The sequence below is a fragment of the Variovorax sp. EBFNA2 genome (assembly GCF_033802765.1).
In the GTDB taxonomy this organism is placed as follows: domain Bacteria; phylum Pseudomonadota; class Gammaproteobacteria; order Burkholderiales; family Burkholderiaceae_C; genus Variovorax; species Variovorax paradoxus_H.
In genome coordinates this window covers 1,344,435-1,360,470 of sequence record NZ_CP138496.1, presented here as the reverse complement: position 1 = coordinate 1,360,470, position 16,036 = coordinate 1,344,435, and the positions used below count along the sequence as shown (strand labels likewise).

The 16,036-nt window shown below is 68.0% G+C and carries 14 protein-coding genes; 1 reads left to right on the top strand and 13 read right to left on the bottom strand.

Features of this window, described 5'->3' with window-relative positions; all coding sequences use genetic code 11:
- The 4 genes from RZE79_RS06080 to RZE79_RS06065 all read right to left on the bottom strand — a co-directional run bounded on the left by RZE79_RS06080 (position 1) and on the right by RZE79_RS06065 (position 4,320).
- Positions 1 to 1,680, bottom strand: coding sequence for a PepSY-associated TM helix domain-containing protein (locus RZE79_RS06080; protein ID WP_319359438.1), 1,680 nt, complete (start codon positions 1,678 to 1,680; stop codon positions 1 to 3).
- Positions 1,681 to 1,705: 25 nt separating this feature from the next.
- A complete protein-coding gene (locus RZE79_RS06075) occupies positions 1,706 to 2,002 on the bottom strand; it encodes an iron uptake protein (RefSeq protein WP_319359437.1) in 297 nt (98 codons plus the stop codon).
- Positions 2,003 to 2,111: 109 nt separating this feature from the next.
- Entirely contained in the window at positions 2,112 to 3,413 is a 1,302-nt protein-coding gene (locus RZE79_RS06070) for an aminotransferase class V-fold PLP-dependent enzyme (protein ID WP_319359436.1), read from the bottom strand.
- 4 nt (positions 3,414 to 3,417) lie between these two features.
- The gene (locus tag RZE79_RS06065; RefSeq protein ID WP_319359435.1) at positions 3,418 to 4,320 is read right to left on the bottom strand and encodes an amino acid ABC transporter substrate-binding protein; all 903 of its coding nucleotides are present in this window, start codon (positions 4,318 to 4,320) and stop codon (positions 3,418 to 3,420) included.
- 129 nt (positions 4,321 to 4,449) lie between these two features.
- Here RZE79_RS06065 and RZE79_RS06060 point away from each other — a divergent pair, with 129 nt between their 5' ends.
- Complete coding sequence (locus RZE79_RS06060; RefSeq protein WP_319359434.1) at positions 4,450 to 5,370, top strand: LysR family transcriptional regulator; 921 nt, start codon at positions 4,450 to 4,452, stop codon at positions 5,368 to 5,370.
- A 27-nt stretch (positions 5,371 to 5,397) separates the two neighbouring features.
- On the opposite strand, the gene RZE79_RS06055 is transcribed toward RZE79_RS06060, so the two are convergent.
- The 9 genes from RZE79_RS06055 to RZE79_RS06015 all read right to left on the bottom strand — a co-directional run bounded on the left by RZE79_RS06055 (position 5,398) and on the right by RZE79_RS06015 (position 15,947).
- Complete coding sequence (locus RZE79_RS06055; protein WP_319359433.1) at positions 5,398 to 6,867, bottom strand: D-aminoacylase; 1,470 nt, start codon at positions 6,865 to 6,867, stop codon at positions 5,398 to 5,400.
- On the bottom strand, positions 6,864 to 7,781 hold the full coding sequence (locus RZE79_RS06050; protein ID WP_319359432.1) for a MurR/RpiR family transcriptional regulator: 918 nt from the start codon (positions 7,779 to 7,781) through the stop codon (positions 6,864 to 6,866). The genes RZE79_RS06055 and RZE79_RS06050 overlap by 4 nt, the downstream gene beginning before the upstream one ends.
- A 12-nt stretch (positions 7,782 to 7,793) precedes the next feature.
- Positions 7,794 to 9,101, bottom strand: coding sequence for an amino acid deaminase (locus RZE79_RS06045; protein ID WP_319359431.1), 1,308 nt, complete (start codon positions 9,099 to 9,101; stop codon positions 7,794 to 7,796).
- Positions 9,098 to 10,084 carry an ABC transporter ATP-binding protein gene (locus RZE79_RS06040; protein WP_319359430.1) on the bottom strand — a complete coding sequence of 329 codons (987 nt, stop codon included), beginning with the start codon at positions 10,082 to 10,084 and terminating at the stop codon, positions 9,098 to 9,100. The genes RZE79_RS06045 and RZE79_RS06040 overlap by 4 nt, the downstream gene beginning before the upstream one ends.
- Positions 10,085 to 10,244: 160 nt before the next feature.
- Positions 10,245 to 11,282: an ABC transporter ATP-binding protein gene (locus tag RZE79_RS06035; protein WP_319359429.1), complete on the bottom strand. Its 1,038-nt coding sequence runs from the start codon at positions 11,280 to 11,282 to the stop codon at positions 10,245 to 10,247.
- Complete coding sequence (locus RZE79_RS06030; protein WP_319359428.1) at positions 11,282 to 12,121, bottom strand: ABC transporter permease; 840 nt, start codon at positions 12,119 to 12,121, stop codon at positions 11,282 to 11,284. The genes RZE79_RS06035 and RZE79_RS06030 overlap by 1 nt, the downstream gene beginning before the upstream one ends.
- A gap of 3 nt (positions 12,122 to 12,124) precedes the next feature.
- On the bottom strand, positions 12,125 to 13,081 hold the full coding sequence (locus tag RZE79_RS06025; RefSeq protein ID WP_319359427.1) for an ABC transporter permease: 957 nt from the start codon (positions 13,079 to 13,081) through the stop codon (positions 12,125 to 12,127).
- The gene (locus RZE79_RS06020) at positions 13,078 to 14,274 is read right to left on the bottom strand and encodes a lactonase family protein (protein ID WP_319359426.1); all 1,197 of its coding nucleotides are present in this window, start codon (positions 14,272 to 14,274) and stop codon (positions 13,078 to 13,080) included. The genes RZE79_RS06025 and RZE79_RS06020 overlap by 4 nt, the downstream gene beginning before the upstream one ends.
- A gap of 95 nt (positions 14,275 to 14,369) precedes the next feature.
- Positions 14,370 to 15,947: an ABC transporter substrate-binding protein gene (locus tag RZE79_RS06015; RefSeq protein ID WP_319359425.1), complete on the bottom strand. Its 1,578-nt coding sequence runs from the start codon at positions 15,945 to 15,947 to the stop codon at positions 14,370 to 14,372.
- Positions 15,948 to 16,036 lie beyond the last annotated feature (89 nt).

The following is a 16,036-nucleotide window of genomic DNA, read 5'->3' as shown; positions in this document are numbered from 1 at the left end:
TCAGGCACGGGCGGCCGAGGTGGGGGTGTCGGGCGCGAAGCGCGCGGATGCGGCCGTCGCCGCATCGGCACGGCGCTTGAGCATGCGTGCGGCCACCACGGCCAGCGCCGCGCTCGCGAGCATGGAAAGATCGACGCCCGCCACCGGCCAGTAGCCGCTGCCGACGGTGCGCAGCAGATGGTCACCCGTGGTGACCCAGTTGAGCAGCACCGCGGCCACGGCCATCACGGCCACGGCCCAGCATTGCTCGGCCCAGGCGGGCGGCAGGCGCCCTTCGGCGGTGGGCGCGGTGCGCCAGATGCCGTGCGCGAAGGCCAGCAGCCAGGCGCCCAGGAAGATGCCCTTCTCCCAGCTGCCGCGCAGCGGCAGGTCGTCGGGCAGCAGGCGGTTGCCGATGAGCATGGCGAAGGTCGCGACCAGCAGGCCGGTCACCGTGGCGACCGCGCAGGCGTCGACCCAGCGCGCGCCGCTCACGCCCTGCTTGGCGTGCTGGCGCTTGCGCTTTTCCACGAAGAAGATGAAGCCGGTGGCAATGCAGATGCAGCCCGCGAGCCCGCCGAGCACATACAGCCAGCGCAGGAGCCAGTGCTCGAAATGCTGCAGGTGCAGGCCGGTCAGGAAGTCCACGATGCCGGCGACGACCGTCGGCGGCGGGTCTTCGCGGATCACCTCGCCCGTGGCCCCCTTGAAATGGATGCCTTCGCCGGTGAGGGTGACGCGGTCGCTGCCCGCGCGGTACACGCTGACATAGGCATTGGCATCGTTCACATGGCGCACCACGAGCAGGCCCACCTCGCCCGCCACGTCGCGCGCGGCCCAGCGCCGCTTGGCCTCGGCCACCATTGCGTCCACCGACGCCAGCGTGCCGGGAACACCCGCGCGGTCGTGCGGAAGGCCGGTCTTCTGGGCGTCCAGCTTCTCGTGCAGTTCGTGCAGCGGCTCCAGCTGCGTGTGCGTGACCGGAAAGTAGACGCCCGCGAACACCACCAGGCCCGACAGCGCGAAGATGAAGTGGAACGGCAACGCCACCACGCCCGTCAGGTTGTGCAGGTCGAGCGCGCTGCGCTGCGTGTGCTTGGCCGGGCGGAAGGTGAAGAGCTCGCGGAAGATCTTGCGGTGCATCACCACGCCGCTCACCAGCGCGGCCAGCATCACGAGCGCCGCGAGGCCGACGATCCAGGTGCCCAGGTTCAGCCAGTCGAGGTGCAGGCTGTAGTGCAGCGGATAGAAGAACTGGCTGCCGATCTTGAGCCGGTCGTCCGGCAACGCCTTGCCCACGCGCGGGTCGATGGTCCGGTTGCCGAACACGCCGTCTTCCGGGTCCTTGGCATTGGGCAGCGTGTAGCTCGTGAACAGGCTCAGCACCGGATCGCGGTGCGTGGTGTAGGCGGCCCACTGCTTCGGACTGAAGGTCTCGGCCATCGGCCCGTTCACCCGGCTGCGCGCCTGCTCGATGCTTTCGGCGGTGGGCTTGATGTCCTGGAAGATGGGCAGCAGCATGCGGTCGAACGACGGCATCGGTTGCGGCTCGAAGCGCGTTTCGGGAATCGCCCAGCGGTCGATCTCGCGGTCGAACACCGACAGCGAGCCGAAGAAGAAGACGACCATCAGAACGAAACCGAGCGTCAGGCCGAACCAGGTGTGCAGCCAGGCCATGGAGAGCCGGAAGTTCTGATTCACGGGAAGACTCCTGGAGAGATAAAGGTCAGAGCAGCGCCCACTGCACCAGCGAGGCGGCCCCCGTCATCGCGAGCCCTCCTCCCAGCAGCACGGACCACACGCGCGCCAGGCTGCCGGCCGCAAAGGCCCACAGGAACGCGGCGAGGAACACGAGAAAGGCCAGCATGCTGCTGAGCGACTCGGCATCGTGGAAAGGCATGCCGGCGCTGAACAGCAGGCCGACGCCCAGGGCGATGAAACCCCAGCAGAAAACGTAGCTGCCCAGCACGCCGGCAGCGATGCGGGAGATGACGTGGACAGCGGACGCAGCGCTACGGGCCATGGCTTGGACGGGGATCGCAGGGATGGATCAAATGAGAACGGCTCGCATTATCATCGATACCCCGGCGCCCCGTTCGATCAACCCTACGGTGCGGACTTGATCCCGCGCGTCACAAGGCCGTCGCGATCTCCTGCGTGACCTTGAGGAAGCGCTCCATCTCGCCCAGCGTGTGGCAGTGCAGCGGCGACACGCGCACGGTGCCTTCGAGCCCGAAAGACTCGAGCATCCGCTTCGAGTAGATGCTGCTGGCCACGCGCTCGTACACCGTCACGCCGCGCTTGCCGTACTCGACCACCGCCTGCGTGCAATCGAGGCCGTCGAAGCCGATGCCCAGGATCAGGTCGCGCTGCGTGAGGTCTTCGTGGTCAAGGAACACCTGCACGCCGTCGAGTGCGCGCAGGCCCGGCGTCTGCGCGGTGCCGTCGAGCAGCGTCGCCAGCAGCGCGCGCTCGTGCAGCTCGATGCGCTCGATGCCCGCCACGAAGCGCGCGCGGCGGTCGGTGGCGTCGGTCGCATCGTTGAAATGGCCGCCGAGCCAGCCCACGTAGTCGACGATCTCGGTGAGCACCGCGAACTGCCACGGCGCCGAGCTGCCCAGCTCCCAGTGGCCGGGCTTCTTGCCGGCCAGCTTGTGGTGCGGCAACGCGGCCGCACGCTCCGACATCCACGCGAAGCCCGAGCCGCGGCAGCCGAAGAACTTGTAGGGCGCGAGGTTGATGCCGTCCACCGGCGTCTGCTGCAGGTCGATGACGCCGTGCGGCGCATGCTGCACGGCATCGACGAGGATGTACAGATCGGGCTTGATCTCGCGCGCATGCCGCACGATGGCCGCCATGTCGAGCTTGGCGCCCGAGATGTTCGACGCATGGATCACGTTGAGCACGCACGTGTGCTCGTCGATCAGCCCGACGATGGCGTCCACGTCGACACCGCCGGTGACGGGGTTGCTCCTGGCCACGCGCAGCTCGCGCCCGAGGCGTTCGGCATACAGGCGCATGGCGTCGAAGGCCGAGGGGTGCTCGAGCGCGGTCGTGACCATGTTCGTGCCCGGCACGTTCTCGGCCACCGCACGCACCATGTCGAACATGGCGCCCGAGGCGGTGAGCGACGGGTACACGCTGCCGCCGGTGGCGTTGAGGATGGTGCGCAGGTCGTCGGCGCCGCGCGCCTGCATCGCCTGCAGCTCGACGGCCGTTTCGTGGATGCGCTCGGCGTTGTCGGGAATGGCGTCGACCTGCGCGAAGCGCTCGACCGCCGCCTTCAGCCGGAACGAGCCGCCGGCGTTGTCGAAGTACAGGCGCTCGCGGCCGTGGTGGTCGCGCTCGATGCCCAGGAAGCGCTCGCGCACCTGGCGCATCAACGCTTCGGAAAAGAGCTCGCCCCGGGGCAGGTCGGCACGTGTGGCTGCCATGGTGTCAGACGCCCTTGTTGTTGGGGTTCTTGTAGATCTCGCGCACCGCGTCCGTCATCGGGAAGTTGAGGTTGGCGTTGCGCGGCGGGATCGGCGAGAGGAACCACTTGCTGTACAGCTGTTCGATGGCGCCCGACTTCATGAGCCCGTTGACGGCCTCGTCGACCAGCGCCTTGAACTCGGGGTCGTCCTTGCGCAGCATGATGCCGTAGGGCTCCTGGCGCAGCGACTCCTTGAGGATCTTGTAGTCGCCCGGATTCGGTGCGCTGGCGATCATGCCGGCCAGCTGCACGTCGTCGAGCACGTAGGCATCGGCGCGGCCCGTGGACAGCAGCAGGAAGCCGTCGGACGTGTCCTTGCCCGCGATCTCGTTCACCTCGATGGTGCCGCTCTTGCGTGCGCCGCGCAGCAGCTGGATCGAGGTGCTGCCCGAGACGGTGGCCACGTTCTTGCCGTTGAGGTCGGGCAGCGCGTTGATGCCCGAGCTCTTCTTCACGGCCGCGGTGATGTTCGTGACGAAGTGGCTGGGCGCGAAGTCGACCTGCGCCTGGCGCTGCGTGGTGTTGGTGGTGGTCGCGCAGTCGAGGTCCACGGTACCGTTCTGCAGCAGCGGGATGCGGTTGGTCGAGTTGAGCATGGTGTAGCGCACCTCGATCTTCGGCAGGCCCAGCTTGGCTTTCACGGCGTCGACGATCTTCAGGCAGATGTCGTTGGTGAAGCCGATGGGTGCGCTGTCGGCGCTGAGCTTGTACGAGAACGGAATCTGGCTGTCGCGCGCGCCGATCTGGATCGTGCCGCTCTCCTTGATCTTGCGCAGCGTGCCGGCGTCCTGGGCGCTGGCGGCGCCGCACGCGAAGACAAGGGCGAGTGCCATTGCGAGAGGTGCGAGAGGCAGTTTGAAGTCCATGGTGTGTTCCTTGGGTTGCGATGGCGGGGGCCTGGCGCGCATCTTGTGCGCCTCGATGAATTTCTAAAAGCGATTTTTTGTGATCGAATCGCATGAAGAAAAGCGTTCTTTCAGGAGCCGCCCGCCGTGATGACCTTCAAGCAACTCGAAGCCCTGTACTGGATCGCCCGGCTGGGCGGCTTCGCGCAGGCGGCCAACCAGCTGCACACCTCGCAATCGGCCATCTCCAAGCGCGTGCACGAGCTGGAGCAGCTGTTCGACACCGAGCTGTTCGACCGCAGCCAGCGCACTGCGCGGCTCACCGACAAGGGCGAAGAGATGTTCGTGCTCGCCAGGAAGCTGCTCGACCAGCGCGACGCCGCGGTCGAGCAGTTCGGCAAGCCCGGCGTGGTGGAGCGGCGCATCCGCATCGGCGTGACCGAGCTCACCGCGATGACGTGGCTGCCGCGTCTCGTCGGGCTGATCCAGCAGCACTACCCCAAGGTGATCCTGGAGCCCGACGTGGACGACAGCCTGCAGCTGCGCGACAAGCTGCTGGCCGACGAGCTCGACGTGGTCATCGTGCCCCACACCTTTGCCGACGCGCGCATGCAGAGCAAGGTCATCGGGCGCGTGAAGAGCGCGTGGATGTGCAAGCCCGGCGTGGTGCCATCCACCGGCACCGTGCGCCTGCACGACCTTGCGCGCCACCGCATGCTGGTGCAGGGCAACAACTCCGGCACCGGCCGCGCCTACGACGCGTGGATGAAGGACCAGGGCGTGCAACCCGCCCACGCGATCGTGGTGAGCAACCTCGTCGCGCTCACGGGGCTCACCGTGTCGGGGCTGGGCGTGAGCTACCTGCCGCGCGAATGCCTCGCGCCGCTGGTCGACGCCGGCATGCTCGAGGTGATCGAGGTGACGCCAGCGTTGCCCGTGGTGCGCTACGTGGCCATGCACAAGGGCGAGCACCGCAGCGCGCTCACGTCGTCGATCGTGATGCTCGCGCAAGCGTGCTGCGACTTCACGCGCATGTTCCAGGCGCAGGCGGAAGACGAACAGGCTTCGTAGGGTGCGCTGGAGGCCTCTTCCCCGTCGCTAGCGTCCGCGCGTGAGCATCCGCCCCGCGCGCGCCAGTACTTTCGCTTCGCCCTCGCCGCCGCGGTAGGCCAGCACGCCATTCACGAACACGCGTTCGACACCGACGCTCACGCCGTGCGGCTTGTCGTAGGTGGCGGTGTCGGTGATGGTCTCGGGATCGAACACCACCACGTCGGCCATCGCGCCGACACGCAGCAGGCCGCGGTCTGCGATGCGCAGGTTGCGCGCCGTCATGCCCGTCATCTTGTGCACCGCCTGCTCCAACGTGAAGAGCTTGCGCTGGCGCCAATAGCGCGCGAACACGCGGGGGAACGCACCCCACAGCCGCGGATGCGGATGGCGGTCGTGCGGCAGGCCGTCGCTGCCGATCATGGTGAGCGGGTGCGCAATGACGCGCTCCACGTCTTCTTCCTGCATCTGGAAATAGCAGGCGCCGCCGGGCTTCAGGCGCAGACAGGCCTCCTGCTCGGTGGTGCCCCATTCGCGCGCGATGTCGGAGAGGAGGCGGCCCGTCATCTCGGGGTGCGGGTCGGACCAGGTCAGCAGCACGTCGATGACGCCGTCGACGAGGTCTTCGCGCAGCACGGTGGAGCCGGCCACGTAGGGGTAGACGTCCATCGCGATCTGCTGGCGCTGCGACAACGCCTCGATCAGCGGCAGCGTTTCCTTGGTGCGGCCCCAGTTCGCGGGGCCGGCGCACTTGTGGTGCGAGATGACCAGCGGCACGCCCGCGCTGAAGGCCGTGTCGCCAGCCTCGTGCAGCGCCTCGATGATCTGCTGCATCTCGCTGCGCAGGTGCGTGGCGTAGACGCCGCCGTGGCGCGCGACGACGCGTGCGAGCGCGGTGACTTCCTCGGCCGGTGCGGCAAAGGCTTCTTCGTAGAACAGGCCCGATGACATGCCGTGCGCGCCCGCAGCCATGCAGTCGTCGAGCAGCGATTCCATGCGCGCGAGTTCGTCGGCGTTCGCGAGCCGGTCGAGCGCCTGCATCGCCGCGAAGCGCAGCGTGGTGTGGCCGACCAGCGCAGCCACGTTGAGCGTGGGCTGCACCGCATCGACCGCAGCGCGGTACTCGGCCATGGTCGCGTGCTTGAACGAATCGGCCCCCAGCAGCGTGAGCGGCGGCTTCGACTGCGGCGTGCGGTACGGCGCGAGCGAGATGCCGCAATTGCCCGTGACCACGGTCGTGATGCCCTGCGACACCTTGGGCAGGCACAGCGGGTCGCGCAGCACGATGGCGTCGTCGTGCGTGTGCGCGTCGATGAAGCCGGGGGCGATCACCTTGCCGCGGCAGTCGACCACATCGACGTCTGCAATGCTCAGCCCCTCGGGCAGCCGCGCGCGCAGGCCTTCGCCGAGCGCGAGGATGCGATCGCCCTGGAGCAGCACGTCGCCGGGCCACGAAGGGCCGCCCGATCCGTCGACCACGAGGCCGGCTTCGAGCAGCACGGCAGGGGTGTCGCTCATGGTTCGCCGCCTCCCTTTTTCGCGTTGATGCCGCCGCCGTCCCAGCTTTGCAGCGGGTGCGTGGTGGCATCGATGCCGTGGCGCTGGAAGGCCTCGCGCGCGCGCTGCAGGCGCTGCACGGCAGGCTCGCCGCGGCGCTGCGCGACCAGCACGGTGAGGATCTCGATGACGGTGAGGTGCGTGAGGTAGGCGTCGATGCCCACGTGCATCACGGCGTCGTCGGGCACCGACAGCCCGATGAGAAAGTCGGCCTTGGCCGCGAGCGCGGTGCCCGGCCGCGTGATCGCGACCACCTGGGCGCCCTGCCCGCGCGCGATGTCGACGGCGTCGAGCAGCGAGGGCATGCCGCCCACGTGCGAGATGGCGATGACCACGCCGCCCGGGCGCTGCGCTGCACCGGCCACCTGCTGCAGGTGGTAGTCGGCCCAGGCATTGGCCGAGAGGCCGAGGCGGAACAGCCGCGCCTGCAGGTCGTTCGCCATGAACCACGAGGTGGCGCCCGCGCCGTACAGGTCGACGTGCGGTGCGGCCGCGATGGCGCGCACGGCGCCATCGAGCACCTGCATGTCGAGCTGGCCGCGCACGCCCGAGACCGAAGCCGCGGCGCTGCGTGCGATCTTGCTGACCACTTCGTCGGCGGCGTCTTCGATGTTGACGCGGCGGTGCAGCGGCGAACCGCCGAGCGCCAGCTCCTGCGCGAGCGCGAGCTTGAACTCGCGCAGCCCGGCAAAGCCGAGGTCGCGGCAGGTGCGCATGATGGTGGGCACCGAGCTGCGCGAGCGCTCGGCCAGCTGCTCGAAGCTTTCTTCGAGCGCGCGGTCGGGGTCTTCGAGGATCAGGTCGAGAATCGCGCGCCGCGTGGCCGGCGCGTCGCCACGCGCCTCGGCGATTCTCTTGAGCAAGGAGGGCGTCATCGGTGCGTTTTTTTAGAAGTGCATGGCGACGGCGTCGCTCACGCGGTAGTCGTTCTCGACCACGGGCATCCAGTGCCATTTGTCGAAGGTGGTGCAAGGGTGCGAAATGCCCAGGCCCACGCGGTCGCCGACCTTGGGGGCATCGGCTTCCTCGCTTTCGTCCCAGCGCAGGTAGGCGTGCTGGTCGTTCAATGCGGTGATCTTCCAGCCGGCGGGAACGCCCTGCGGCTGCAACGCGCCGCGCGCCGCACGCGCAATCGGCACGGGCAGCGAGAGGTCGAAGGAGATGTCGCGCTTGCCGACGGACAGGATCGCCAAGCCCGGCTCGGGCCGCGACTGCACGTTGGCCCAGACTTCCATCGCCGGCGTCAGGCCCTCGCCGCACTCGCAGCCCAGGCGCTCGTCGACCACGCTCACCATGCGCTTGTAGAAGCCATGGTCGTGCGTGACGTAGCAGCCCGAACGCAAGAGGCCGCGCACCGGGGAGCCCAGTGCAGGCTTCAGGCGGCCGGCCACGAGATCGAAGATGGCCGAACCGCCGGCGGACACCAGCACTTCGTCGGTCTCGAACAGCTTGTGCGTGTCGCAGTGACGCGCGACGGCTTCGACGCGGTCCATCAGCGTGGTGGCGTAGGCCGTGTCGGGCTCGCTCTCGCCCGTGGCGCCCTGCCCTTCGTACGTCTCGATGCCGACGAGCTTGGCCGCGTCGCTCGCGCGCACCCGCGTGGCGAGCGCAATGGCTTCGTCGTGGGTGCGGCAGCCGGTGCGTGCACCTTGCACACCGATCTCGAGCATCACTTCAAAAGGCACGCTCGCAGGGTTGCGCTTGGCCCAGTCTTCGATCAGCGCCAGCTGCGCGATCGAATCGACAAGGAACACGACGCGCAGATCGGCATGGTCGGCCAGCAGCAGCTGGATGCCCGCCAGGTCTTCGTCGCTCACCACCTGGTTGGCGATCAGCGTGCGGCGCGCACCGGCCGCCACGCCGACGGCCAGTTGCGTGACAGTGGCGAAGGTCAACCCCCAGGCGCCGGCGTCGAGCTGGCGCTGGAACAGCTGCGGCGACATGGTGGTCTTGCCGTGCGGCGCGAGGTCGATGCCCCACTCGCGCACGCGAGATTGCATCCATTGGAGGTTGTGCTCGAGCGCCTCGCGCTTGAGCACGGCCAGCGGCAGCGGCAGATCGCCCGCGAGGACGTTCCAGCCGGCCGCGCCGACTTCGCTGCGCAGGCGCGGGGGCTGGGTGCGCGGATAGCCCTTGAAGTTGCTGCCCAGCAGCGGGTCGATGAAGTCTTGGGTAGCAGAAACGGTATCGGTCATGGTCGTGCAACGGCGATGTGGGAGAGCAGTTCTTTGCGGATGCAGGCGCTGTAGTGTCCTGGGGAAATCTCATCCAGGCTGGGCACCGTCTGCGCACACGCCTCTATGGCGTGCGGGCAGCGCGTGCGGAACACGCAGCCCGAGGGCGGCGAGATCGGGCTGGGGATGTCGCCCTTCAATGCGATGCGTTCGGTCGCCATCTCGGGGTCGGGCTTCGGGCTCGCAGCCAGCAGCGCCTGTGTGTAGGGATGCGAGGGGCGCGCGAACAGCTCGTCGGTGGTGGCCACTTCCATCACCTTGCCCAGGTACAGCACCACCACGCGGTCGCACAGGTACTCGACCACGTCGAGGTCGTGCGAGATGAAGAGCATGGTCAGGCCCAGGCGCTCGCGCAGGTCGGCCAGCAGGTTGATGACCTGCGACTGGATCGACACGTCCAGCGCCGACAGCGGCTCGTCGGCCACGATGAACTCGGGCTCCACGGCCAGCGCGCGCGCCACGCCGATGCGCTGGCGCTGGCCGCCGGAGAACTCGTGCGGAAAGCGGCTCGCATGCTCGGGGCGCAGGCCCACCGTTTCGAGCAGCTCGGCGATGCGCTTGTCACGCGCCGCCGCGCCCTTGTGCAGGCCGTGCGTGGACAGCGCCTCACCGAGGATCGCGCTGATGCGCATCTTCGGGTTCAGGCTGGCGTACGGGTCCTGGAAGATGATCTGCAGCTTGCTGCGCAGCTTGCGCATGCGCTCGCCCGAGAGGCCGCCGATGTCGTCGCCGCGGTACAGCACCTGGCCCTCGGTGCGTTCGACCAGGCGCAGCACGGTGCGCCCGATGGTGCTCTTGCCCGAGCCCGATTCGCCGACCAGGCCGAGGGTCTCGCCGGGGTGGATGGCGAAGGACACGTCGTCGACTGCACGCACGGGGCGGTCGCTGCTGCCGAAGTATTTTTTAAGTCCGCGGACTTCGATGAGGGGGACGGCGGTGGTCATCATCGTGGGCTTCTTGTATTAGCTCCCTCCCCTTCCGGGGGAGGGTTGGGGTGGGGGCACGACGGCACGGGATGAAGCACTGCGCCGAACGAACGCCGCTTGCCCCCATCCCAGCCTTCCCCCGGAAGGGGAAGGAGCAACACGCCAGGCAGTGCGCTCGTCATGCGACCCTCGCAAGCTGGACATCCGGCTGCACGCGCACACAGCGCGCCTGTCGGTCCTGCCGGATATCGATCAGCGGCGGCATCGCACTGCGGCATTCAGGCAGCGCCTGGTCGCAGCGCGGCTCGAAGGCGCAGCCGGGCGGCGGCGCGAGCGGACTCGACACCTGCCCGCGAATAGCGAACAGCCGCTTGGGCTTCGGTTGCCCAGGCACCCGCGCCTTGCCCGGCAGGCAGGCCAGCAGACCCTGCGTGTACGGATGCTCGGGCTGCGCGAACAACGGCCGCACCGGTGCACGCTCGACCACGCGCCCCGAGTACAGCACCACCACATCGTCGGCATGGTGCGCCACCACGCCCAGGTTGTGCGTGATGACCAGGATGCTCATGCCCGTCTCGGCCTGCAGCCGGCGCATCAGCTCCAGGATCTGCGCCTGGATGGTCACGTCCAGCGCCGTGGTGGGCTCGTCGGCGATCAGCAGCGTCGGGTCGCAGGCCATCGCGAGCGCGATCATCACGCGCTGGCGCATGCCGCCCGACAGCTGGTGCGGGTACTCGTGGATGCGTTGGGCCGCGGCGGGGATCTCGACCAGCTCCAGCATGCGCAGCGCATGGGCCAGCGCCGCCTTGCGGTCGAGCCCCTTGTGCAGGCGCACGCTCTCGGCGATCTGCTCGCCGATGGTGAATACCGGGTTCAGGCTGGTCATGGGCTCCTGGAAGATCATCGACAGCTGGTTGCCGCGCAGCGAGCGCATCTCGCGTCCGCCGATCTGCAGCAGGTCGAGCGTCTTGCCTTCGCGGGTGACGAACGAGGCGCTGCCGCTGACCTGTGCGTTGGCGGTCTTGGGCAACAGGCGCATCAGCGTGAGGCTGGTGACCGACTTGCCCGAGCCCGATTCGCCCACCAGTGCAGTGGTCTTGCCGGGTTGAATCGAGAAACTCACGTCGGCCACCGAGCGGATCAGTCCGTCTTCGGTGGGGAAGCTGGTGCTCAGGTTCGTGACCGTGAGGCGTGGGGTGGTGTTCGCGGTGTTCATCACGAGGTCTTCTTGAGCTTCGGATCGAGCAGGTCGCGCACACCGTCACCTAGCAACTGCAGCGACAGCGCCGTGAAGATGATCGCCAGCCCCGGGAACAGCACGACCCAGAAAGCCTGGTGCGCGTACTGCTGGCTGCCCGCGACCATGGTGCCCCAGGTGGGGATCTCGGGCGGCACGCCCACGCCCAGGAAAGACAAACCCGCCTCAGCCAGGATGGCATAGGCAAAGATGAACGACACCTGCACCAAGATCGGCGACATCAGGTTCGGCAGGATGTGACGCCACAGGATGCGCGAGGTGCGAACACCCAGGGCGCGCACGGCTTCGACGAACAGCAGTTCGCGCACGACCAAGGTCGAGGCCCGCACCACGCGTGCGACACGCGGCGTATAGACCAGCACCAGCGCGAGCACGGTGTTCATCAGCGAAGGCCCGAGGATCGCCACCAGCGCGATGGCCAGCAGGATGTCGGGAAAAGACATCATGGCGTCGACCACGCGCATCAGGGGTGCGTCGAGGCGGCGGAAGAAACCGGCCATCAAACCCAGCACGGTGCCGGCGATGACCGAGCCCAGGGCGGTGAGCGCAGCGATGGCCAGTGAGTAACGGGCACCGTGCACGATGCGCGCGTACATGTCGCGGCCCAGTTCGTCGGTGCCGAGCAGGTGTTCGGCACTGGGCGCCTTCAGGCGTTGCAGCACGGCCGTGTCGTTGGGGTCGGCTGAAGCAAACAGCGGCGCACCCACAGCGAGCACGGCGATCACCAGCAGCACCAGGGCGGAGACCATCACGATGCGGCGGTGCATCAGCTGGCGGAGCATTCTTGGCATCTGCACGACTCAGACCTTCACGCGAGGATCGACCACCGCGTACAGCAGATCGATCGAGAAATTGATGAGCACATAGATCGCGGCGATCACGAGCAGCGCGCCTTGAATGACGGGGTAGTCGCGCCGCAGCACGGCGTTGACCACGAGGTTGCCGACACCCGGCAGGCCGAAGACGGTCTCGGTGATGACGGCGCCGCCGATCATGAGTGCGACCGTCAGTCCGATCACGGTGACGATGGGCACCAATGCGTTGCGCAGCGCGTGCTTGAGCACCACGGTGCTCTCGCTCAGGCCCTTGGAGCGGGCGGTGCGCACGTAGTCTTCACCGAGCACGTCGAGCATCGAAGCGCGCGTGAAGCGGATGATGAGTGCGGAGTTCAAGAGGCCCAGCACGCTGGCCGGCAGCACCAGCGCATGCAGCCGCTCGGCAAAGGGCGCATCGGGCGCACCGTAGCCCGAGACCGGAAACCACCCGAAGGACACCGCGAAGATCTGGATCAGCACGATGCCCATCCAGAAGCTGGGGATGCTGGCGCCCAGCATCGCGATGCCGGTGAAGAACTGGTCGACCACACGGCCACGGAACACGGCCGAGACGATGCCGCAGGGCACGCCGATGAGGGCCGCGATGGCCACGGCCAGCAAGGCCAGCAAGGTGGTGGGCTCGGCGCGCTCCCACAGCGCCTGCGTGACCGGGCGCTGCAGGAAGATCGAGGTGCCCAGGTTGCCCTGCAGCACTTCGCGCAGCCAGTAGCCGAACTGCACGGGCAGGGGTTTATCGAGCCCGTAGTCCTTCTGCACACGGGCGATGTCGGCGGCGGTGGCCTGGTCGCCCAGCAGCACGGAGATGGGGTCGCCCGAGGCCGCGCGGGTGAGCACGAAGACGAGCACGGCGACCAAGGCCAGCACGATGAGCATGCCCCCCGCGCGCGAGGCGATGTAGCGAAGCGATCCGCTCCTGGTCATGACGAGAACTCGATGGCGGCGGCGCTGCCGACGGCCACGTACTGGCCGGTGAACTGCACGTCGCCGTTCTTCTTCACGCGGAAGATGGCCACGTTGTCGCCCTGCTTGTTGTGGCACACATAAAGAAAGCGCCCGCTCGGCTCGAGCGTGCAGCTGCGCGGGTAGTTGCCGCGCGTCCACTCTTCGCGCACGAGCGTGGGCGCGCCGGTGCGCGCATCGACCTTGAAGATCGAGATCGAATCGTGCAGCCGGTTGAGCGACACGAAGTGCGTGCCGCCCGGAAGCATGCGGATGCCCGAGGCGTAGCTGGTGCCCTTGAAGCCGGCGGGCAGTGCCGAGGTTTCGCTCACGAGCGTGAGCACGCCGGTGGCGCCGTCGTAGCGCAGGAAGGCGATGGTCGAGGCCTCTTCGTTGACGAGGTAGACCCATTGGCCGTTTGGGTGGAAGGCGAAATGGCGCGCGCCCGAGCTTTCGGACACGGCCACCGTGCTCGGCTGGCTCAGCACGCCGGTGGCGCGGTCGAAGCGGTACGAGATGACGCGGTCGAGCCCCAGATCGGCCACGAGCACGAAGTTGCCGGCCGGGTCGGCCTGCACCATGTGCGCGTGCGGGCCGTCGTGGTCGCTGGTGGCAAAGCCCTCATGCACGCGCGCGATGAGCGGCACGACGTCGGCGCCGGGCTTGCAGGGCGTAGAAGCACCGCAGGCGGCGACATCCTTGTAGACGACGGCGGCGTGGTCGGTGTCGAACGTGCCGTCGGCGCGCAGCGCGATCACGCTGACATCGCCGCTGGCGTAGTTGGCGGTGAACACGAAACGGCCGTCGGGGTGCACGCTCAGGTGCGCCGGGTCCTTGCCGCCGCAGGGCATCTCGGCCACGAACGACAACGCGCCGTTCGCGCCAATGCGAAAGGCCGAGACCGAGCCGGCCTCGAACTCGTTGGCCGCATAGAGCATCGGCAGGCTCGGGTGGCGTGCGAGCGAAGCGGGGTTGCGCAGCTTGGCATCGCTGCCTGCGCTGGCCACAGCGGGCGGTGCGCCCGGAATCGGCTTGAGCGCGCCGGTCGCGCCGTCCACCAGAAACTGGTGCACGCCGAGCCCGCGCCCGCCGCGCCACGGCTTGCCGCCGTCGCTGTAGGTGCCGACATAGGCGTACACGGAACCCGAGGTGGCGGCTTGAGCGGTGGAGGCCATGGATGAATTGAGTCCGAGGGCGCCGAGGCCGGAGGCCACTGCGCTGACTTGCAGGAGTTGACGACGCGACGGCATGGCGGTGCTTGCTTGCGCCCTTACTTGATCTTCGCGTTCCAGAAGAACGGCCAGGTCGCCGGCTGGTAGTTGTCCAACGCCGGGCTCTTGGCCGAGAGGCCGTTGAACTTGCCGACGTTGATGTACGGCACCTCGTCGTACACCACCTGCTGCACCTTGCCCCACAGCGCGCCGCGCTTGGCCGGGTCGCTCTCGGTGTTGAACGCGCTGAGCGTGGCCTTCTTGGCGGGCGAATCCCACCAGCCGGGTGCACCGTCGCCCAGTTGCGGCGGCGAGAGCATCGGCTCGGGGAACTGGCCCGAATGGGTCACGTAGATGTCCCACAGCTTCGGGTCGTTGCGGCGCTGCACGAGCGTGGCCCAGTCGACGACGTTGAGATCGACCTTGAAGCCGGCGCGCTTGAGCTGCTCGGCCATCAAGAGCGACATGTTGTAGTGGAAGTCGTACTGGCGGCTGGTGAGCACGCGGATCGGCTCGCCCTTGTAGCCGGCCTTGCTCGCGGCATCCTTCGCCTTGGTGGCATTGCGCTGGTTGTACTGGTCGGCACCGGCCGTCGAGTAGAACGGCGAGCCCTTCGGGAAGTGATTGGCCTCGGCCACGAAGAAGCGCGTATCGCCGAAGCCGGCCGCGAGCATCTCGCCCTGGCCCAGCGCGGTCTGCACGGCCTGGCGCATCGGCTGGCTCGCTGCCACGCCTTCCTTGGTGTTGAGCACGAGGTACGGGAAGCCGAACGACGGCGTCATGATCGGCTGCGTCTTGCCGCCGGCCTTCTCCAGGCGCGGCAGGGCTTCCACCGGCAGCAGGTCGGCAAAGTCGTACTGGCCGGCCAGTGCACCTTCCACGCGCGTGCTGGCGTTGGGCACGGGCACGAAGCGCAGCTCTTCGATGGCCGCTTCGCGCTTGCCGCCGTAGCCGCTCGCGGGTTCCTTGCGTGCGGCGTACTTGTCGAAGCGCGAGAGCAGCACGAACTGGTCGGGGCGGCGTTCCTTGAACTTGTAGGGGCCGGTGCCGACGAAGTCTTTCAGCGGCGAAGCGATCGAGTCCTTGGCCATGATGGCCGCCATGCCGCTGGGCAGCGCGAGCTGCGACAGCAGCGGCGCGTACGGCGCCTTCAACACGATCTCCACGCCCAACGGGCCCTTGGCCTTGAGGCTTTCGATTTCCTTGCCCACGGCCTTGCCGCGCGGCGACTGGTCCATCCAGCGCTGCAGGCTGGCCACCACGTCGTCGGCCGTGAGCTCGCGGCCGTTGTGCAGCGCCACGCCCTTGCGCAGCGTGATCGCGTAGGTCTTGCCGTCGGCCGAGATCTTGGGCATGGTCTCGGCCAGCATCGGCACCACGTTCCACTTGGCGTCGAAGGTGTAGAGCGTCTCGTACACGTGCTGCATGATGGTTCCGACCAGGTCGGCCGTGGAGGCCATCGGGTCGAGCGTCTGCGGCTCGGCCACCATCGCCAGCGTGGCGAAGTTGCGCGGGCCCTGCGCGTGGGCGCTCGGATGCGGCAGTGCGGTGCACAGCATCGCGAGCAGGGAAGCGCCCAGCAGGCTGCGCTTGGACAGGCGGGGCAGGCGCTGGACAACAGGACCGGCGTGGGACATGGAGAACTCCTTCGTGGGTCGGACTGATTCATGAAAGAAATTTTCTTTCTAGGCCCAACTCTGAAGCAGACTTCATGCCAAATCATCCG